Origin of the sequence: Amycolatopsis sp. TNS106 (genome assembly GCF_019330265.1) — a bacterium.
In the GTDB taxonomy this organism is placed as follows: domain Bacteria; phylum Actinomycetota; class Actinomycetes; order Mycobacteriales; family Pseudonocardiaceae; genus Amycolatopsis; species Amycolatopsis lurida.
Window position 1 is genome coordinate 2083391 of record NZ_CP024972.1, and the last position, 18501, is coordinate 2101891.

The 18501-nt window shown below is 69.6% G+C and carries 19 protein-coding genes; 5 read left to right on the forward strand and 14 right to left on the reverse strand.

Annotated features, from left to right (window positions below; translation table 11 throughout):
• Positions 1–36 precede the first annotated feature (36 nt).
• A complete protein-coding gene (locus tag CVV72_RS09320; RefSeq protein ID WP_219152049.1) occupies positions 37–813 on the reverse strand; it encodes a DUF4333 domain-containing protein in 777 nt (258 codons plus the stop codon).
• Positions 814–1329: 516 nt separating this feature from the next.
• Positions 1330–4107, reverse strand: a complete 2778-nt coding sequence (locus tag CVV72_RS09325) for an RNA helicase (protein ID WP_219152050.1) — start codon at positions 4105–4107, stop codon at positions 1330–1332.
• 112 nt (positions 4108–4219) lie between these two features.
• Here CVV72_RS09325 and CVV72_RS09330 point away from each other — a divergent pair, with 112 nt between their 5' ends.
• The gene (locus CVV72_RS09330) at positions 4220–4807 is read left to right on the forward strand and encodes a hypothetical protein (RefSeq protein WP_219152051.1); all 588 of its coding nucleotides are present in this window, start codon (positions 4220–4222) and stop codon (positions 4805–4807) included.
• Here CVV72_RS09330 and CVV72_RS09335 read toward each other — a convergent pair.
• The 7 genes from CVV72_RS09335 to CVV72_RS09365 form a co-directional block, all read right to left on the reverse strand.
• Positions 4791–5666: a diacylglycerol kinase family protein gene (locus CVV72_RS09335; RefSeq protein WP_219152053.1), complete on the reverse strand. Its 876-nt coding sequence runs from the start codon at positions 5664–5666 to the stop codon at positions 4791–4793. The genes CVV72_RS09330 and CVV72_RS09335 overlap by 17 nt on opposite strands.
• Positions 5667–5673: 7 nt before the next feature.
• Positions 5674–6645 (reverse strand): twin-arginine translocase subunit TatC, encoded by a 972-nt coding sequence (gene tatC, locus CVV72_RS09340; RefSeq protein ID WP_219152054.1) that lies wholly within the window; start codon positions 6643–6645, stop codon positions 5674–5676.
• Positions 6646–6740: 95 nt separating this feature from the next.
• Complete coding sequence (tatA, locus tag CVV72_RS09345) at positions 6741–7073, reverse strand: Sec-independent protein translocase subunit TatA (RefSeq protein ID WP_034306661.1); 333 nt, start codon at positions 7071–7073, stop codon at positions 6741–6743.
• Positions 7074–7111: 38 nt separating this feature from the next.
• The gene (locus CVV72_RS09350; RefSeq protein ID WP_219152056.1) at positions 7112–7321 is read right to left on the reverse strand and encodes a bacteriophage holin; all 210 of its coding nucleotides are present in this window, start codon (positions 7319–7321) and stop codon (positions 7112–7114) included.
• Between the two features lie 9 nt (positions 7322–7330).
• Positions 7331–8308, reverse strand: coding sequence for a YafY family protein (locus CVV72_RS09355; RefSeq protein ID WP_219152057.1), 978 nt, complete (start codon positions 8306–8308; stop codon positions 7331–7333).
• Positions 8305–9285: a YafY family protein gene (locus CVV72_RS09360; RefSeq protein WP_034306655.1), complete on the reverse strand. Its 981-nt coding sequence runs from the start codon at positions 9283–9285 to the stop codon at positions 8305–8307. The genes CVV72_RS09355 and CVV72_RS09360 overlap by 4 nt, the downstream gene beginning before the upstream one ends.
• Before the next feature lie 9 nt (positions 9286–9294).
• Positions 9295–9726, reverse strand: coding sequence for a helix-turn-helix domain-containing protein (locus CVV72_RS09365; protein ID WP_219153890.1), 432 nt, complete (start codon positions 9724–9726; stop codon positions 9295–9297).
• 104 nt (positions 9727–9830) lie between these two features.
• Between CVV72_RS09365 and CVV72_RS09370 the strand changes: the two genes are divergently transcribed.
• Genes CVV72_RS09370 through CVV72_RS09380 form a run of 3 tightly spaced genes read left to right on the forward strand, consistent with a single transcriptional unit; the run spans position 9831 to position 11954 of the window.
• The gene (locus CVV72_RS09370) at positions 9831–10769 is read left to right on the forward strand and encodes an NADP-dependent oxidoreductase (RefSeq protein WP_219152058.1); all 939 of its coding nucleotides are present in this window, start codon (positions 9831–9833) and stop codon (positions 10767–10769) included.
• A gap of 37 nt (positions 10770–10806) precedes the next feature.
• A complete protein-coding gene (locus CVV72_RS09375; RefSeq protein WP_219152060.1) occupies positions 10807–11259 on the forward strand; it encodes an SRPBCC family protein in 453 nt (150 codons plus the stop codon).
• Positions 11256–11954: an SDR family oxidoreductase gene (locus CVV72_RS09380; protein WP_219152062.1), complete on the forward strand. Its 699-nt coding sequence runs from the start codon at positions 11256–11258 to the stop codon at positions 11952–11954. Before CVV72_RS09375 ends, CVV72_RS09380 begins: the two co-directional genes overlap by 4 nt.
• Here the strand turns inward: CVV72_RS09380 and CVV72_RS09385 are convergent.
• The 4 genes from CVV72_RS09385 to pafA all read right to left on the reverse strand — a co-directional run bounded on the left by CVV72_RS09385 (position 11951) and on the right by pafA (position 15721).
• On the reverse strand, positions 11951–12814 hold the full coding sequence (locus tag CVV72_RS09385) for a TIGR03620 family F420-dependent LLM class oxidoreductase (RefSeq protein ID WP_219152063.1): 864 nt from the start codon (positions 12812–12814) through the stop codon (positions 11951–11953). The genes CVV72_RS09380 and CVV72_RS09385 overlap by 4 nt on opposite strands.
• 71 nt (positions 12815–12885) lie before the next feature.
• Positions 12886–13227 (reverse strand): helix-turn-helix transcriptional regulator, encoded by a 342-nt coding sequence (locus tag CVV72_RS09390; protein WP_034306643.1) that lies wholly within the window; start codon positions 13225–13227, stop codon positions 12886–12888.
• A gap of 12 nt (positions 13228–13239) precedes the next feature.
• Positions 13240–14283, reverse strand: a complete 1044-nt coding sequence (locus CVV72_RS09395; protein WP_219152065.1) for an oxidoreductase — start codon at positions 14281–14283, stop codon at positions 13240–13242.
• 79 nt (positions 14284–14362) lie between these two features.
• Positions 14363–15721, reverse strand: a complete 1359-nt coding sequence (pafA, locus tag CVV72_RS09400) for a Pup--protein ligase (protein ID WP_007035399.1) — start codon at positions 15719–15721, stop codon at positions 14363–14365.
• A 147-nt stretch (positions 15722–15868) separates the two neighbouring features.
• Between pafA and CVV72_RS09405 the strand changes: the two genes are divergently transcribed.
• On the forward strand, positions 15869–17347 hold the full coding sequence (locus CVV72_RS09405; RefSeq protein ID WP_219152066.1) for a bifunctional phosphatase PAP2/diacylglycerol kinase family protein: 1479 nt from the start codon (positions 15869–15871) through the stop codon (positions 17345–17347).
• 371 nt (positions 17348–17718) lie between these two features.
• Here CVV72_RS09405 and prcA read toward each other — a convergent pair whose 3' ends face one another.
• A complete protein-coding gene (gene prcA, locus CVV72_RS09410; RefSeq protein ID WP_219152067.1) occupies positions 17719–18480 on the reverse strand; it encodes a proteasome subunit alpha in 762 nt (253 codons plus the stop codon).
• Between the last annotated feature and the right edge of the window lie 21 nt (positions 18481–18501).

Sequence of the window (18501 nt, forward strand, 5' to 3'; positions counted from 1 at the left end):
GATCATGCAGGATCGACCGCGCCAGGCGCCCGCCGTTTATTTGATGGCGGGAGGCGAAACCTCGTAGTTGCCGGTGTCACCCTTCACGGTGATCGGCACCTCCTGCGGCTTTCCCTCGATCGTGGCGGTGCAGGTGAACTTCACGCCGTCCTTGACCTCCTGGCCGGAGGGGCAGGTGACCGCGCTGATCTCCTTGATCCCGTAGGTCTCGGTGAGCAGCTTCTGCACGTCGGTCTGCATCTGCGTGTTGTTGAACACCTGGGTGTTGAACCAGCCCGGCGTGACGAAACCGAGGATGCCGACCGCGGCGATGATCACCACGAGCGCGCCGATCCCGATGAACAGGCCCTTCTTGGAGTTCGGCTTGTTCTGCGCCTCGCCCTGGGTGCCAGGGAACTGGCTCTGGCCGTAGTCGTACTGACCGGGCTGCTGCTGCCCGTACTGCGGCTGCTGCTGCGGGCCGCTCTGGGGGTAGCCGGGCTGCTGCTGGGGCCCGCTCTGCGGATATCCCGGCTGTTGGCCGTACTGAGGTTGCTGGCCCCACTGAGGCTGTTGCTGCTGCGTCTGCGACGGGTCCTGCTGCTGCGGATAGCCAGGCTGCTGCTGGGACGGGTCGTAGGGGGCGGGCTGCTGACCCCACTGCGGCTGTTGCTGCTGGGTCTGCGACGGGTCGTACTGCGGCTGCTGGCCCCACTGAGGCTGCTGCTGCGGGCCACTCGGCGGTTGAGTGCCGCCCGGCTGTTGCCCGTAGCCCGGCTGCTGCCCCCATTGGGGCTGCTGCTGCGGGTCGTTGCCGCCATACGGCGTGCTCATCGTTCGCCTCCGCCTGTTCCGCCATCGTCACCGGCCGACCTGCATGGCCGTCGTGGGCGATCCAACCACAGGTCGGCGCCCCTGCCCACTGTTCCCGGCCGGTGTCGGGGCAACTCGCCGCGACCGTGCTCACACCGGCGGCGTGGCACTCGGCCGGTCAGCCCAATATCTCGTGAGTGGCAAAGACGGTCAGAGCCGACCGTGTCTTGGCTACCTACTGGAGGTGGCGGGGTGGATCGCAGGTCCGTGAAGGCCTCCTTGCCTACTCTGAAGGTAGTGAAGGAGGCCTTCACGGACTTACACGACCGCTACCCGCGGCCCGGCGACACCACCAGCCCCAGAAGACACAGCGGCACGGCCTGAAGGGGGTGGCCGGGTCTCGCAAGTGGCATGGACGGCTAGAACTGTCCTTGTCGCCCACGCCCCCGCTGGGCCGAACCGGCGGGTTCGCGTGATCCGGCGGACGACACACGTGTCTGGATGGACGACACACGCGCGGCCGGGTCCCGCCGCGAGTCACGCGCCGCCGGCCGCCACGACTCCGCGCCGCAGGGCCTTCACCGCGTCCGAGGCCGCCGCACCGACCGGATCCGCCTTCCCGAGGACGTCGCGGATCTGGTCCAGCAGGTCGATGACCTGCCGCGACCAGCGCACGAAGTCACCGGCCGACAGTTCCTGCCCGTTCGCTTCGGCGGCGGTGAGGACCTTCTCCAGCGATTCGCCGCGCGCCCACCGGTAGATGGGCCAGGCGAAGCCGGCGTCGGGTTCGCGGGTGCGGTCCAGTTTGTGGCGCCGTTCGTCGTCGGTGAGCTCGATCCACAGCCGCGTGGTCGCCTGCCAGGCGTCGAGCACCTTGCCCGCGGGCAGGCGGGGCTCTCCCGCAGTGTCCCGGCGTGCCTCGAAGACCAGCGTCGAGACGACCGCAGCGAGTTCGGGCGGGGTGAGGCCCTTCCAGACGCCGTGCCGGATGCACTCGGCTGCGAGCAGATCGGACTCGCTGTAGAGCCGGGTGAGCCGCTTGCCGTGTTCGGTGACGCGGTCCTCGCCGTCGCCCTTCGACTCAGGGCCGAGGTATCCGCGTTCGCCGAGCAGCCGCAGGATGCGGTCGAAGGCCCGCGCGAGCGAGTGCGTGGTCGCCGCGACCTTGCGTTCCAGTTGCTCGGTCTCGGCCGTGAGCCGCTGGTACCGCTCGACCCAGCGCAGGTTCGCCTCGCGTTCGGCGAGGCCGTGGCACGGATGCGCGCGCAGTGCCCGGCGCAGCGCCGCCAGCTCACCGTCCTCATTGGCCCCCGCGCGACGCTTTTGCCTGCCGGGCAAGGAGATCCCCGCGTTGCGCAGGCTCGAAGCGATATCCCGCCGGGTCTTGGGCGAGCGCAGCTCGATGTGCTTCGGCAGCTTGATGTTCCCCAGCGCCTCGACCGGCGCCGGGAAGTCGGAGACCGAAAGCGGCCCGGACCAGCGGTCCTCGGTGACCACCACGGGCCTCGGTTCGCGGATCGGGTCGAGCCCAGGGTCGACGACGACCGCCAGCCCCGCGCGCCGTCCCGCGGGCACGGCGATGACGTCGCCCTTGCGGAGCTTCTCCAGCGATTCGGCGGTTCCCGCACGGCGAGCGGAGGTGTTCTGACGAGAAAGCGCCTTCTCCCGGGCGGAGATCTTCGCGCGCAGATCGACGTACTCCAGCATCTGGTCGAAATCGCCGGTGATGGCCGAGGTGTAGCCCCGCAGGGCTTCCTTGTTCCGCTCGATCCGCCGCGCCGTCCCGACCACCGACCGGTCGGCCTGGAACTGCGCGAACGACTGTTCCAGCAGGTCACGGGCCTCTTCGGCGCCGACCTGGGCGACCAGGTTCACCGCCATGTTGTAGCCGGGCCGGAAGGACGACCGCAGCGGGTACGTCCTGGTCGAGGCCAGCCCGCCGACCTGCTTCGGGTCGATCCCCGGCTGCCAGGCGACGACGGCGTGGCCTTCGACGTCGATCCCGCGCCGTCCGGCCCGCCCGGTGAGCTGCGTGTACTCCCCCGGCGTCAGGTCGACGTGCGCCTCGCCGTTGTACTTCACGAGCCGTTCCAGCACGACGGTCCGCGCGGGCATGTTGATGCCGAGCGCGAGCGTCTCGGTGGCGAAGACGACCTTCACGAGGCCCTGGACGAACAGCTCTTCGACGGTCTCCTTGAACGCCGGGAGCAGCCCGGCGTGGTGCCCGGCGATACCGCGCTCGAGCGCCTCCCGCCATTCCCAGAACCCGAGGACACCGAGGTCGCCTTCGGGGAGGTCCTTGGTCCGCTCGGCGACGATGCGGCGGACCTTCTCGACCTCCTCGGGGCCGTTGAGCCGCAACCCCGACCGGACGCACTGACCGACGGCGGCGTCACAACCGGCGCGGGAGAAGATGAACACGATCGCGGGGAGCAGGCCGGCGTTGTCCAGCCGCTCGACCGTCTCGGTGCGGGACGGTGGCCGGTACCGCGGCATCCGCGACGGCGCGCCTCGCCGTCCTCTGGGCCCGCGCAGCCCGGCCGGGGCGAAACGCCCGCCGATCTCCTCGGTACGGCGAAGCAGGCTGGGGTTGATCCGCAGTTCGGCACCCGGAGCGTGTTCCTCCTGGCCCGCGAACAGATCCATCAGGCGGTTGCCGACCAGCATGTGCTGCCACAGCGGCACCGGACGGTGCTCGTCGACGACGACGGTGGTGTCGCCGCGGACCTCGACGAGCCATTCGCCGAACTCCTCGGCGTTGCTCACCGTGGCCGAGAGGCCGACGACCCGGACGTGTTCGGGCAGGTGCAGGATGACCTCTTCCCAGACGGCGCCGCGGAACCGGTCGGCGAGGTAGTGGACCTCGTCCATCACCACGTACGCGAGTTCGCCGATGGTCGAGGACCCGGCGTAGAGCATGTTGCGGAGGACCTCGGTGGTCATGACCACGACCTGCGCGTTGCCGTTGATCGAGGTGTCGCCGGTCAGCAGGCCGACGGCGTCGGCGCCGTAGCGGCCGACGAGGTCGGCGTACTTCTGGTTCGACAACGCCTTGATGGGTGTCGTGTAGAAGCATTTGCGGCCCTCGGCGAGGGCGAGATGCACCGCGAACTCGCCGACCACGGTCTTCCCGGCACCGGTCGGCGCGCAGACGAGCACGCCGTGACCGTCTTCGAGCGCCTCGCAGCCGCGGACCTGGAAGTCGTCGAACTCGAACGACGATTCCGCCGCGAAGCGGGTCAGCTGGGGGTATCGAGCGCGGCGCTGGGAGGCCGTGTAGGCCTCGGCCGGGGTCTGAGAAGGGCTATTGACCACTTCGTCAGGGTTCCATACCCCACCGACAGTTCGCACTCGGTGTGACGATCTCGGGAACGTCCGCCACTCCTGTGTCATCCAAGGGACGGATCCGTGATCGAGAGGGGACGCCATGGAGATCGCTTGCCCGCGATGCGCGCAGGTCGACCAGGTGCAGAGTGTGCCAGCGGTGTTCCAGAGCGGGCAGACGACCTACCGCGTGCGAGGGGGCATGACGGCCATCCCGGCGGGCGACGGGGTGGTCTACACCGCGACGACGCACACCGGCGTGTCGGTGACCGCGACGGCGGCGTCGCTCAACCCGTATCCGGTGCCCCGCGGCGGCGGCTGCTTCCTGGCGCTCGCGCTGGTGCTGCTGATCCCCGCGTTCGTGTTCCTCGTCTTCGCGAACGACGTGCTGGACGAGAACATCGCGCCGACCGCCGACGGCAGGGCCGCGCAGTACATCGGGGCGTCGATCTTCCCGTTCGGCGCCTTCGCGCTGGTCGCCTTGTTCGCGGTCCTGTTCGTGCTCCGGATGCGGCGCAACGCGCGGATCCGGCGGGGTATCCCCGACGCGCTGGATTATTGGCGGCGGGCGTGGTTCTGCCATCGCTGCGGCGGGGTGTTCTTCCCGGGCGGCGAGCTCATGTCGGCCGCGACGTTCCGCGGGCAGGTGTGGCACGCGGGTGACTACGCCGGGCTCACCCGACGACGGTGAGCGCGCCGGGGACGCAGGTGACGTCGAGCGGCAGCCTGCCCAGCGGCTCGCCGTCGGCGTACACGGGCAGGTCGCTGCCCGCCAGATGGATCTGACTGGCCTTGAGGACCCGCACCGCCGGGTGGTCGATGTGATCTCCCGACCGCACACCGGGCAGCATGCGGAGCAGGTCGCGCCGGGTCGCGTCACCGACGACGGTGACGTCGAACAGGCCGTCTTCGGGGTCCGCGCCGGGGCAGATCGGCATGCCGCCGCCGTAGAACGGGGTGTTGCCGACGGCGATCATGGTGGCGTCGAGTTCGAGCGTCTCGACGTCGGTGCGGACCACGACCGGCCGGGGCCGGAAGGCGGCGAGTTCGGCAAGGATCGCGACGTCGTAGCGGCGCGGGCCACGAGGCCAGGTCAGGCGGTTGGCGCGTTCGGTGACCAGGGCGTCGAAACCCGAGCACAGCACCGTGGCGAACCATTCGCCACCCACCCGGCCGAGATCGATCCTCCGTCGTTTCCCCTCCGCTATCCGCCTCGCGACGAGATCGGCGGCGGCGTGCGGCCGGTCGGGGATGCCGAGCGCCCTGGCGAAGTCGTTGCCGGTGCCCGCGGGGACGAGCCCGAGCGCGACACCGGATTCCGCGCAGAACTGCACGCCTTGGTGCGCCGCGCCGTCGCCACCGAGGACGACGAGGACGTCCAGCCCGGCCGCGCGCGAGTCGGTCATCAGCGCACGGGATTCCTCGACCGTGTGGGCGACGAGCACGTCGAGCCGGTCCACGACGGGCCGCAGCCGCGCCGCGACGGACTCCATCAGCCGTCCCGCGGCCCCGTCACCGGAGGCGGGGTGGACGGCCAGTGCCGCGTGCATCCCCTGCTCAGGTGACGTCGTCGGTGCTGGTGCGCTTGCCGTTCGTGGCGGCCGACGGTTCCTCGTCGATGGTGCTCGGCGTGTAGTCGAACGGCGCGGCCTCGTCGTCGGCGAGCTGGTCCCAGCCCTCGGTGCCGCGTTCCTTGTCGAGCTTGCGGTCGTGGAAGCGCGCGATCTGGATGGAGAGCTCCAGGAGCACCACCAGCGCGCCCGCCAGGGCGAGCATCGAGAACGGGTCCGAACCGGGCGTCGCGAACGCGGCGAAGACGAACACGACCATGATCAGGCCGCGGCGCCACTTCTTCAGCGTCTGGTACTTGAGGACGCCGACGCGGTTCAGCATCACCACGAACAGCGGGAGCTCGAAACTGACGCCGAAGATCAGCAGCAGCGACAGGATGAACGAGATGTACTTGTCACCGGTGAGGGCGGTGATGAACTGGTCGCCACCGAAGTTCATCAGCAGCTCGAGAGCGTGCGGGATGAGCAGGTACGCCAGGACGGCGCCGGCGGCGAAGAGGATCGACGCGAAGAAGACGAAGGTGAGCGCGTACTTGCGCTCCTTCGAGTAGAGACCGGGCGCGATGAACGCCCAGATCTGGTAGAGCCACAACGGGGCGAGCAGCACCGCGCCCGCGGCGAGACCCACCTTCAGCTGGATCATGAAGGCTTCGAACGGAACCGTCTGGAGCAGCTGGCACGGACCGTCCGGCGTGCCGCCGAGCCTGCGCTGGTACGGGATGCCGCAGTACGGCCCCGTCATGATCTGGCCGAGCGACGGGATCGGGCCCACCTTGGTCTGGAACCAGATGAAACCGATGATCCCGCCCGCCAGGATGGCGAGCAGCGCGAAGCCCAGACGGCGCCGGAACTCGTAGATGTGCTCGATGAGCGTCATCGTGCCGTCGGGGTTGGCCCGACGGCTGCGCTTGCGCCGCTTCGTACCGCGGCGCTCCTCACCGGAGGCGGAATCCGCCACTGGACAGTCCGTTCTCGTCAGGGTCCACCATGAGCGCGCCGGTAGGTCGGCGCGCTCATCCGCGAACAGGCTCCGCTGGGCTAACTAAAGACCGCTCAGCTGGCGTTCTTCTGCGCCTGCTCGGCCGGAGCGGGCGCGGCGGCCTGCTGCTTCTTGAGCTCGTCGAGCTGACGCTGGAGGTCGGCGACCTGCTTGTCCTGCGCGGTCGCGGCGGGCGCGGGCGTGGTGGCCTGCGGCAGCTGCTTGGTCTCGACCTCTTCGGCCTCGGCGGCCTTGTCCTTGTCTCCGGCCATGTCCTTGGTCTCGGCCTTGAAGATCTTCATGGACTTGCCGATGGACCGCGCGGCGTCCGGAAGCCTCTTGGCGCCGAACAGCAGAACAACGACGAGCACCAGGATGATGATGTGCCACGGCTGCAGCGCGTTCATCGTTTGCGGCCTCCTTCTCGAGTCTCTCAGGTGTGATGTTACCGGTCTTCGAGCCCACGTCGTTGCGCGATCGCCACGCGCAGCGCGGCCGACCGGGCGCGAAGGAGCCCTGTCCGTTTTCGGGTGTTCGTAGCCACCATGCTCATCGTATGGGTGAGTACGCGCAAGACTCTGCGTAATTTGATGAGCAGAACAAAGAGCACGATCAGCCCGGCGACGGCGAGCGCGATGCTCGGCAGGTACGACACGGCGTCACCCTACTGCTCGTAGGTTGACGTTAGGTGACGAGCCCGGGCCAGCGCGTCGGCCGCCCGGCGACGAACAGCCTCTCCGAGCGCGACCGGGCTTTCGACCTGCGCGTCTCCGCCCAGCCCCAGGATGAGACGGACCATCCACGACTCGTCGGCGTACCGCATTCGGATGCGCAGCCGCCCGCCGTCGAGCTCGTCGAGCTCCTCGCAGGGGTAGTACTCGGCTACCCAGCGTGCGTCGGGGTCGAGGACGAGAACGGCTTCCTGCTGATCGGGACGCGGGCGGAAAACACCATCGGAAATGTCAGTGGGCCGCGCGTGCGCCGGCGGGACGGCGGGCTCGTCGAGCACGGTGAGCTCGTCGATCCGGTCGAGCCGGAACAGCCGGACGTCCTCGGCGCGGCGGCACCACGCTTCGAGGTAACCGACCGCCTGCACGATGAGCAGCCGCATCGGGTCGACGGTGCGTTCGGTGATCTCGTCCTTCGACGCGGTGTAGTACCGGATCCGCAACGCGCGCTTCGCGGTGAGAGCGGCCCGGACGGCTTCGCGAGTGCCTGCGGTCTTCTTGCCTTCCCGCACTCCTCCGCCGACGACGATTCCCGACGGCTGGGCCTGCCCCGCGGCGGCCTCGATCTTCGCGATGGCGCGGCGGACCGCGTCCGCGTCGACGACACCGGGCGTCTCGGCCAACGCGCGCAGCGCGACGAGCATGGCCGTCGCCTCACCGCCGGTGAGCCGCAGCGGACGGTTCATCCCGGCGTCGTGCGTGACGACGATCGTGTCGCCTTCGAAGGAGAGGTCGATCAGGTCTCCGGGACCGTAGCCGGGCAGCCCGCACATCCACAGCAGTTCGAGGTCCTTGCGCAGCTGCTTGGGCGTGACGTCGAAGTCGTGGGCGGCGTCGTCGATCTTGATCCCGGGCCGCGCGAGGAGATACGGCACGAGCGCGAGCAGCCGCGGCATCCGTCCGGTGGTGCTCATCGGGCACCACCGGCGTGCGCGATGGCTTCGAGGCGGCTGAAGACCGACTTCGCGAGTACCTCGGGTTCGAGGACGAGGACGTCAGGCCCGTGCGCGGTGAGCCAGTCGGCGGCGGATTCGGGGTAGTACAGCTCGATCTCCACGAGATCGCCCTCTTCTCCCCCGGCGTCGCTGCGGCCGACCACCCGGCCGCGGCGGCGGACCCCGGCGGCCCGGCCGTCGGCGACCCAGACACTGGCGGTGGTCGGCGCGGACGGGTCCTCGCCACTGCTGGCGGAGACCATCCGCAGCAGGTTGACGCCTTCCGGACGTTCGACGACGCCGGTCTCCCCGAAGGCGGCGACCTTCCCGGTCACGCGCGAGAGGCGGAAGCACCGGGGCGCGCCGCGGTCCCTGTCATGCCCGACGACGTACCAGCGGCCCCGCCACGACACCACGCCCCACGGTTCGAGGGTGCGGATCTTGCGTTCGGCCGAACCACTGCGGCGGTACTCGAAACGCACGGCCTGCCCGGCTTGGACGGCGGCGAGCAACGGACCGAACGCCGGTTCGGCGCGAACACGGGGTTCGACGACGGTCGGGGCGTGGTCGTCGACCTCGACCCCGGCGGCGCGGAGTTTCACCAGTGCGCCTTGCGCCTCACCGGTCAGTTCCGGGGAATCCCAGAGCCGGACGGCGAGGCCGACCGCGGTCGCCTCGTCGGGCGCCAGGTCGATCTCGCCGAGTTCGTAGTCGCGACGCGCGATGCGGTAGCCGTCGATCGCGTCGAACGCGGAGTTGCGGCCGGTCTCCAACGGGATGCCGAGTTCGCGCAGTTCGGTCTTGTCGCGCTCGAACATCCGGAAGTACGCCTCGTCGCTGGCCGCGTCGGCGTACCCGGGCACGATGCCCCGGATCCGCTCGGCGGTGAGGTACTGCCGGGTGGACAGGAGGGCCAGAACCAGGTTGACCAGACGTTCGGCGCGTGCGGTGGACACCCGGCTACCCTAGCCCGCGCCGTCGGACCCGATGGTGAGAGCCGCCGATCGCGCGTCGTAACGGTCCCTGGCGGTCTCGACCTCGTCGAACCTGGTCTCGGCCCATTCCTTGATCCCGGCCAGCAACTGCCGGAGGCTCCGGCCGAGTTCGGTCAGTTCGTAGTCCACCCGGACCGGCACGCAGGCGGTGACCGTGCGGGTCAGGAGGCCGTCCCGCTCGAGGGTCCGCAGGGTCTGCGTGAGCATTTTCTGGCTGACGCCGGCGATCCGGCGCGAGAGGTCGCTGTAGCGCTGGGGCCCGTCGCCGAGGGCGACGAGGACGAGGCTGACCCATTTTCCCGAGACCTCGTCGAGCAGCTTCCGGGCGGGACAGGCCGCGAGGTAGGCGTCGTAGGCCTGTTTCCGTTCGTCCCGGCGTTCCTGTGCCGTGCGCGTGACCACGGTGCGCGTACCTCCGCGTGGGTTGGGCACCTCGAGGTGCGTACTTCCCGAAAGAGAGTAACTCCCCATACGTTCGCCGGGGAACGATCCCCTGGAGGAGAACGATGCGCGCAGTGGTGGTCCGCCGGTTCGGCGGCCCGGAAGTCCTGGAGTTCGCCGAAGTCCCGGTGCCGGCACCGGGGCCCGGTCAGGTACGGGTGAAGGTGGCCGCGGCCGGGGTCAACCCGGTCGACGCCGGGACCCGGTCGGGTTTCCTGACCGAGGCGGGGATCATCCCGCCGCGTGAGCGGATCGGGATCGGCTGGGACGTGGCCGGAACCGTCGACGTCGTGGGCGACGGCGTGACCGGGTTCGCCGCGGGTGACAGGGTGATCGGCCTCCTGGACCGGCCGTCGGCGGCACTCGGCGCGTATGCCGATTTCGCCGTCCTCGACGCCGACGCGGTCACCGCCGCCCCGCGCACGGTGTCTCTCGTGGCGGCCGCGACCTTGCCGCTGAACGGACTCACGGCGGTCCAGGCCCTCGATCTGCTCGACCTGCCGCCGGGTTCGACGGTTCTGGTGACCGGCGCGGCGGGAGCCGTGGGCGGTTACGCGGTCACCTTGGCCAAGGTGAGGGGATTCCGGGTGGCGGCGGTCGCCGACACGGCCGACGAGGCGCTGGTTCGCGGGTTCGGCGCGGAGCTTTTCGTGCCCCGTGGCGATTTCCTCGCCGATCGCGTGCGGGCGGTGATCCCCGGCGGCGCCGACGCGGCACTCGACACGGCGCTGCTCAGGCTCGAGGCGCTGGACGCGGTGGCGAATCGCGGCCGGTTCGTCGTGTTCGCCGCCGGAGCCGCCCCGATTCCGTTGCGGGGCATCGAGGTCGAGCACGTCTGGATAGCCGCCGACGGCGCGGCACTCGCCCGGCTGGCGACCTTGGTCGACGACGGCACGCTCACCCTCCGGGTCGCGGACACCTTGTCCTTGGCCGAGGCGGCGAAAGCACACGAACGGCTGGCGGAGGGCGGACTCCGCGGGCGCCTGGTCCTGACCAAAGAATAAGTTGACGCTTAATTAAGCCTGCGGTTATCTTCACATCATGGACAACGAGGAGACCCGGATCGAACTCCGGCGCGAGTACCCGGACCCGATCGAGGACGTCTGGTCGGCGCTCACCGAAGCCGAGCGCGCTGCCCGCTGGATCGGCACCTGGACAGGCGAAGCCGGAGTGGGCAACACGATCATGCTGTCGATGACCGCCGAAGAAGGCTCCGAGCCGGGTCCCGCCGTCATCCGCGAATGCGATCCGCCGAAGCGGCTGGTCATGGATCTGCACAACACCGGCGAGCCGACCTGGCGGGTGGAGCTGACCCTGACCCCGCGCGGCGACGGAACGGTGCTCGACTTCGTGCACCGGATGCCCAAACCCGATTGGGACACCTCGGACATCGCCAAGGGCTGGCACTTCTACCTCGACCGGCTCGGCGCTTCCCTCGCCGGCGAACCGGTGCCCGAATGGGACACCTACACGCCGCCTAGTTTGGAGGCATGAACGATCGAGTACTGCTGATCACCGGCGCTTCCCGCGGCCTCGGTGAGGCCACCGCGCGCCGTGCCGCGGCCGCCGGATTCCGGCTGGCGTTGCTCTCCCGCGACCGCGAGGCGCTGCTGCCGCTCGTCGCCGAGTTCGGCGAGGATCGCGCTCTCGCGGTCGCGGCGGACGTCACCGAGTGGGGCTCGCTGTCCGCGGCCGCCGAGACGGTGAAGGACACCTTCGGCCGCTTGGACGCGGTGTTCGCCAACGCCGGGCAAAGCGTCGTCGTCTCGTTCTTCGGCGAAGGCGGCGCGGAGCCCGGACAGTGGCGGGACATGGTGCTGACGAACGTCTACGGCACCGCCCTCACCGCGCGGGCGACCCTTCCGTCACTGGCGGAGTCGAAGGGGCACCTCGTGCTCACCGGCTCGGTCGCCGGACGCTATCACCGGCCGGGGAACCTCTATTCGGCGACGAAATGGGCGGTGACCGGGCTCGCCGGGTCCATCCGCGAAGAGGCCGTCGGCACCGGCGTGCGGGTCACCGTCGTGCAGCCGGGCCTGGTCGACACCTCGATGATCCCCGAGGACTCGAAATCCAAGCCGAAACTGGACCCCGACGACGTCGCGAGGGCGGTGCTCTTCGCGCTCGAGCAACCGCCCTCGGTCGACGTCAACGAGATCGTGGTCCGCCCGACCGGCCAGGTCCGCTAGCCCGGCAGCAGCGACTCGGCCAGCCGCCGCCAGTGCGGCATGGCCGAGTCACCGGGTTCGATGCCGATGACCTGGACACCGACGTGGTCGGCGCCCGCGTCGAGGTGGCCGTGCAGTTTCGCGGTCACGGTGTCGAGGTCACCCCAGAACACGAGATCGTCGACGAGCCGGTCGCTGCCTCGGCCACCGTCGAGGTCGGCTTCGGTGTAGCCGAGCCGGAGGAACTTGGCCACGTTGTACTCCGACGTCAGATAGCCGTGGAGGTGTTCGCGGGCGATCTCCCGCGCCTTGCCCGGGTCGGTTTCGAACAGCACGGCGTGCTCGACACCGAGGAAGGCCTTCTCCCCCAGCACTTCCCTCGCCTGGGCGGTATGCGACACCGGCACGTGGTAGGTGTGCGCGCCCTCGGACCGGTCGCGGGCGAGACCGAGCATCTTCGGCCCGTACGCCGCCAGCAGCCGCCGGATCGGCTCGGCGGGCAGCGGATTCGCGTTGGTGACCGTGTCGAGTTCGTCGAGGTAGGCGTTCATCGCCTCCAACGGCTTGACGCCGGGCTGCGCGCCTCCGAAGCCGAGCCCGAGGACATGCCTGCCCGGGTAGGCGTCGGCGAGCAGGAGCGCGGCACCGTGAGCCCACCGCGCCCCACGGGAGCCGATCCGCGCGATCCCGTTGACCACGGCCATGCGTTCGCTGGACGCGAGCAGGAATCCGGCGTGGGTCAGGGCTTCGCGGCCGTCCCGTTCCGGGATCCAGATCGCGGGCCAGCCGAGTTCGTCCAGTTCCCGCACCGAATCCCGGAGCATGCTCGCGGGCTGATCCTCGAAGTCGAACGTCCAGATCCCGAAACGCCCCAGTTCCATCTGTCTCTCCTCAAGTCGAGTCCAACGTATCGAAGTATCGCAGATTCTCGATACGTTATTCCCGGCCTGGTTCAGATGGAGCGTCCCAGCAGGTCGACGAGCTGGGCGATCCGCTGCTCGTCGCGGCGGTAGTGCGTCCACTTGCCCACCCTGGTGGACCGGACGAGCCCGGCACGTTGCAACAGCGCCATGTATGCCGACACCGTGGACTGCGCGAGCCCCAGCTTCGCCTGAAGATGGCTGACGCAGACCCCGACCTCGTTCTGGTCGGCGATCGCGTTCTCCGGCGGGAAGTGCCGGTCCGGTTCGCGGAGCCACCCGAGGACCTGGAGCCGGATCGGGTTGGCCAGCGCCTTCAACACCTCGACCAGATGATCGGTGGTCTCCGGGACTGGTTCGGCTTGTGCGGTCATAGTCCTTCGAGCTTAGGCCGTGCCGAGCCGCGCGGCCCTGCCGTTGGCCCCGCTCGCCCAGCACGCGCCGCGAGCGCAGTCGACCGAATCGAGCGATCCGGTGTCGAAGGACTTCCAGTGCCGTCCGCCGTCGGGGCTCAGATCGCTCCCGCCGGGGCCGACCGCGATCACGGTGTTCCCCAGCCACGCCAGGCCGGAGCGGTAACCGACCGGGGCCTCGGACGGTGTCCGCCAGGTGCGCCCCCTGTCCGCGCTGAGCGCCACCGCCGGACCAGGAGCGTTCGGCGCCGCGTAGTCGCCGCCGATGGCCACGCCGTGCCGCGGATCCCGGAACGTCACCGAGAAGACCCCGGCCGAGGCACCGCTGGGCAACGGAGTGTCGGCGGCTTCCCAGGTCAGCCCGCCATCGCCGGAATGCAGGACCCGCGCGCGGGCCCCGCCACCCGTGGCGATCCACGCGTCCCGCGGACCCGCCGTCGTGAGGCACTGACCGCTGGCGGCGAATCCGAACTCGCCGTCGAGCGCGGGGACCATGCCCTCGGTGGGGACGGGCTTCCACGTGCGGCCGCCGTCCGAAGTGGACTGCAACCGGAACTTGCCGTCCACCGGATCACTCATCGCGAGACCGCGCCGGTGGTCGAAGAACGCGACACAGTCGTAGAAGGCGGCAGGATCGCTGTTCTGGAAGGACAGTCGCCAGCTCCGGCCGCCGTCGTCGGTGCGGTAGATCCGGGACGCGTCCCCGGGCCCGATCGACAGCGCGACCGCGTGATCGGCGTCGAAGGCCTCGATGTCCCGGAAGTCGAGCGCCTCGGTGCCCGCCGGAGCGACGGGCTTCCAGGTGCGGCCGCGGTCCGTGGTGCGCAGGATGGTGCCCCTGCTGCCGCTGACCCACGCCGTCCGGGAATCCACCGCGGACAGGCCACGCAGCTGGGCGTTCGTGCCCGTCGGCGTCTCCGTCCACGCGGGCTCCGGGCAGTCCGGTGCGGCGTGCGCGACGCCGGTGAACGCCAGCGGGACGACCGCACCCAGCAGGACCAGCAGCGCACGGCGCATCGGCGCACCTCTCCCTCGAAGATCCGTGAAGGCCACCTTAAGGGACTCTGGTTCCCTCAAGGTGGCCTTCACGGACCAATCAGAGTGAGCTGATCAGCCGCTCGACGCGTTCGTCCACCGAGCGGAACGGGTCCTTGCACAGCACGGTCCGCTGCGCCTGGTCGTTGAGCTTGAGGTGCACCCAGTCCACGGTGAAGTCACGCCCGGCGGCCTGCGCGGCGGCGATGAAGTCACCGCGCAGCTTCGCCCGCGTGGTCTGCGGCGGGGTGTCCTTGGCCAGCTCGATCTCGCCGTCGTCGGTGACCCGCCGCACGAGTCCCTTCCGCTGCAGCAGGTCGAAGATGCCCCGCCCGCGCCGGATGTCGTGGTAGGCCAGGTCGAGCTGCGCGATCCGCGGGCTCGACAGGTCGAGGTCGTGCTTGTTGCGGTAGCGCTCGACAAGGCGGTGCTTGATCGCCCAGTCGATCTCGGTGTCGATCTTGCTGAAGTCCTGCTGCTCGACCGCCTCCAGCGCCCGGCCCCACAGTTCGACGACGCGCTCCGACTGCGGCGACGAACCGGTCTCCTTGACGTGCTGGACGGCGCGGGCGTGGTACTCACGCTGGATGTCCAGCGCGGACGCCTCGCGGCCGCCGGCTAGCCGCACCTGGCGGCGGCCGGTGAGGTCGTGGCTGATCTCGCGGATGGCCCTTATCGGGTTGTCCAGGGTGAAGTCGCGGAACTGGACGCCAGCTTCGATCATCTCCAGCACCAGGTTCGCCGATCCGACCTTGAGCATCGTGGTCGGCTCGGCCATGTTCGAGTCGCCGACGATCACGTGCAGGCGCCGGTAGCGTTCGGCGTCGGCGTGCGGCTCGTCGCGGGTGTTGATGATCGGCCGCGAGCGCGTGGTGGCGCTGGAGACGCCTTCCCAGATGTGTTCCGCTCGCTGGGACAGGCAGTACACGGCGCCGCGCGGCGTCTGCAGCACCTTGCCGGCGCCGCAGATGAGCTGCCGGGTCACCAGGAACGGCAGCAGCACGTCGGCGATCCGGGAGAACTCACCCGCCCGGGTCACCAGATAGTTCTCGTGGCAGCCGTAGGAGTTGCCCGCCGAGTCGGTGTTGTTCTTGAACAGGAAGATGTCGCCGCCGATGCCCTCGTCCGCCAGCCGCCGCTCGGCGTCGACCAGGAGGTCCTCGAGGATCCGCTCCCCCGCCTTGTCGTGCGTGACGAGCTGGACGAGGTCGTCGCATTCGGCCGTCGCGTACTCAGGGTGGGAACCCACGTCGAGGTAGAGCCGCGAGCCGTTCGACAGGAAGACGTTCGACGAACGCCCCCAGGACACGACACGCCGAAACAGGTAACGCGCCACTTCGTCCGGGGAGAGCCTGCGTTGCCCGTGAAAGGTGCACGTGACCCCGAACTCGGTCTCGATGCCAAAGATCCGCCGCTGCATCCCACCAGAGTAGGCGGTGAAGACCCACTGAAGGTGCGCCGTTCGGGCGGCGACACGCGGTCGGTACGTTGCATTCGGTGAAAGGTGTGCGTGACGTCCCGATCGGGTATCACGCGCATGACGTTCCGGGCCGGAAGTGGTGAACCCGTGTTAAAGCAGCTCAAGCGCCCTTTCCGCAAGGTCGGGCGGACCGATCGGCGGCTGATGGCACGGAGTGCGGCCCTGCCGAGGACCAGGGCCGACGACGTGATCACGTCGCTCTCCAAAAGTGCGGACAAATCCAAGCTTTGGTGGTGTGTCGCGGTCCTGCTCGCGACGAAGAAGGGACCGACGCGCCGGGGAGCGCTCCGTGGCGTGGCCGCCATCGCGGGGGCCAGCGCGGCGGCGAACCTGATCGGCAAGCCGCTGTTCCCCCGCCGCCGCCCCGCGGCCGAAGAGGTGCCGATGCACCGGCGCCTCGTCCGGCGGCCGACCTCGTCGTCGTTCCCGTCCGGGCACTCGGCGTCCGCGGCCGCCTTCGTCACGGCCGTCGCGATGGAATCACCCAAGGCAGGCGCCGCCCTCGTGCCCCTGGCCGCCGCCGTGGCCTATTCCCGGGTCCACACCGGCGTCCACTGGCCCAGTGACGTCGGCGTGGGGATCGGGATCGGTGTCGGCGCAGGCCTGCTGACGCGGCACTGGTGGCCGCTCAACGACGACGTCCCCGGCCGCACCGCGCACACCGCCGAGGCGCCCGAGATGCGCGACGGCGAGGACATGCTCGTCCTGGTCAACCCTCATTCGGGGATCGACGGCCAGGATCCGACCGAGGAAGCCCGGTTCGCCTGGCCCAAGGCCACCATCCTGTATCCGGACGCGAAGCGGGACCTGCGCGATCAGCTCTGCGACGAGATCGCCGCCCGCGACAACACCGTGCGCGCGCTTGGTGTCGCAGGCGGTGACGGGACGGTCGCCGCGGTGGCCGCCGTCGCGGCCGACCACGATCTGCCGCTCGCGCTCATCCCGGCCGGCACTCTCAACCACTTCGCCCGGGATGTGGGCATGCGCTCGATGCCCGACGCGGACGCCGCCACCGAAGCGGGCAACGCCGTCGGCGTGGACCTCGGCGAGGTCGAGATCAACCACGACGACGACCACCGCTACTTCGTCAACACCGCCAGCCTCGGTGGCTACCCGGAAATGGTCCGGATCCGGGAAAGGCTGCAGAAGCGACACCCGAAGTGGCCGTCGGCGGCGATCGCGCTCGCCCGCACCCTCCGGCGCGCGAAGCCGCTGGAAGTGACCCTCAACGGCAAGCACACCAGCATCTGGCTGCTGTTTGTCGGCAACGGCACCTACTCGCCGAAGGGATTCGCGCCCTCACGCCGCCCAGCGCTCGACACCGGCCTTCTCGACGTCCGGTACCTGCGCGCCGACGTGCCGTACTCGCGAGCCCGGTTCATCCTCGCCACGATCACGAACAGCCTCAACGCCAGCCACGTCTACCAGGAACTCGACGTTCCGGAACTGCACGTCCGGCTGCTGAACGGCAACCGCCGTGTCGCCACCGACGGCGAGGTCGGCCCGCTCGGCAACGACTTCCGCTTCCGGTCGCGGCCCAGTGCGCTCACCATCTACCGGCTGTAGGCGCTTGTCCTGGCGGCCGCGTCCACTGTGTCTTGACGGCAGGGCAAAGGTGGCAGGTTGCGAAAGCCACTTTCGCAACGTTGAAGGTTGCGAAAGTGGCTTTCGCAACGTCAGCCGGGACGGGCGCCGCGAGAGGACGGCCCACGCGTAGTGAAGGCCTCCTTCCCTACCCTCAGGATAGGGAAGGAGGCCTTCACTACGCGTCGGTGAGCCTCACAGCCTCGGCATACGCCGCGAAAGGCGGCGAGCTGACCGCCCACCGCACCCGGCACCTTTGCCCTGCCCCCAACACAACGCGGCCCGCAAGTATGTGAAGGCCCCCTTCATTGCGTCTAGCGCAATGAAGGGGGCCTTCACATACTTCGAGAGGCTCAGTCCTTCTTGGACTCACCGTCGGGCTTGTCGCCCTCGGCGTCGTCCTTCGCCGGCTCCTCCGGCTCGGCGGGCAGCAGCGCGTCCAGCACGGCACCGGCGACCCGGCGGAACTTGCGGCCGCGCCGGTCCCGCTCCAGGACGGCGACCTCGAGCTTCACCGGGTCCGAGTCGCCGTTCGCGGGCGTGGGGGTGTTGGCGCGCAACGCCTTCACCGCGACGCCGAGCGCCGCTTCCAGCTCCATGTCCGACTCGAAGCTCTCCTTGAGCTTCGTGGTGAGCGTGTCGGCCTGACCGCCCATCACGACGAACTTCGGCTCGTCGAAGATCGAGCCGTCGTAGGTCAGCCGGTACAACTGGTCCTCGGCGGCGGTCGCGCCGACCTCGGCGACGCAGACCTCCACCTCGAACGGCTTCAGCTGCTCGGTGAAGATGCTGCCCAGCGTCGCGGCGTACGCGTTCGCCAGCGCACGCGCGCTGACGTCCCGCCGGTCGTACTGGTAGCCCTTCAGGTCCGCGTGCCGGATACCGGCGACGCGGAGGTTTTCGAACTCGCTGTAGCGGCCGACGGCCGCGAAACCGATCCGGTCGTAGATCTCCGACACCTTGTGCAACGTCGCCGAGGGGTTCTCGGCCACGAACAGCACGCCACCGCGGTACTTGAGCACGACCACGCTCCGGCCACGCGCGATGCCCTTGCGCGCGATCTCGGAACGCTCCCGCATCAGCTGCTCGGGAGAGGCGTACAACGGCATCGTCACTGTGGTGCTCCGCTCTTTCGG

Excerpts from the sequence above, each read along its gene's own strand:
- CVV72_RS09335 (WP_219152053.1), bottom strand. The coding sequence starts at position 5,666 with ATGCACGCGGCACTGGCCGTCCACCCCGCCTCCGGTGACGGGGCCGCG.
- CVV72_RS09355 (WP_219152057.1), bottom strand. The coding sequence starts at position 8,308 with ATGAGCACCACCGGACGGATGCCGCGGCTGCTCGCGCTCGTGCCGTAT.
- CVV72_RS09395 (WP_219152065.1), bottom strand. The coding sequence starts at position 14,283 with ATGCGCCGTGCGCTGCTGGTCCTGCTGGGTGCGGTCGTCCCGCTGGCG.
- CVV72_RS09375 (WP_219152060.1), top strand. The coding sequence starts at position 10,807 with ATGGACAACGAGGAGACCCGGATCGAACTCCGGCGCGAGTACCCGGAC.
- CVV72_RS09390 (WP_034306643.1), bottom strand. The coding sequence starts at position 13,227 with ATGACCGCACAAGCCGAACCAGTCCCGGAGACCACCGATCATCTGGTC.
- CVV72_RS09330 (WP_219152051.1), top strand. The coding sequence starts at position 4,220 with ATGGAGATCGCTTGCCCGCGATGCGCGCAGGTCGACCAGGTGCAGAGT.
- CVV72_RS09370 (WP_219152058.1), top strand. The coding sequence starts at position 9,831 with ATGCGCGCAGTGGTGGTCCGCCGGTTCGGCGGCCCGGAAGTCCTGGAG.
- CVV72_RS09320 (WP_219152049.1), bottom strand. The coding sequence starts at position 813 with ATGAGCACGCCGTATGGCGGCAACGACCCGCAGCAGCAGCCCCAATGG.
- CVV72_RS09380 (WP_219152062.1), top strand. The coding sequence starts at position 11,256 with ATGAACGATCGAGTACTGCTGATCACCGGCGCTTCCCGCGGCCTCGGT.
- tatA (WP_034306661.1), bottom strand. The coding sequence starts at position 7,073 with ATGAACGCGCTGCAGCCGTGGCACATCATCATCCTGGTGCTCGTCGTT.
- pafA (WP_007035399.1), bottom strand. The coding sequence starts at position 15,721 with ATGCAGCGGCGGATCTTTGGCATCGAGACCGAGTTCGGGGTCACGTGC.
- CVV72_RS09385 (WP_219152063.1), bottom strand. The coding sequence starts at position 12,814 with ATGGAACTGGGGCGTTTCGGGATCTGGACGTTCGACTTCGAGGATCAG.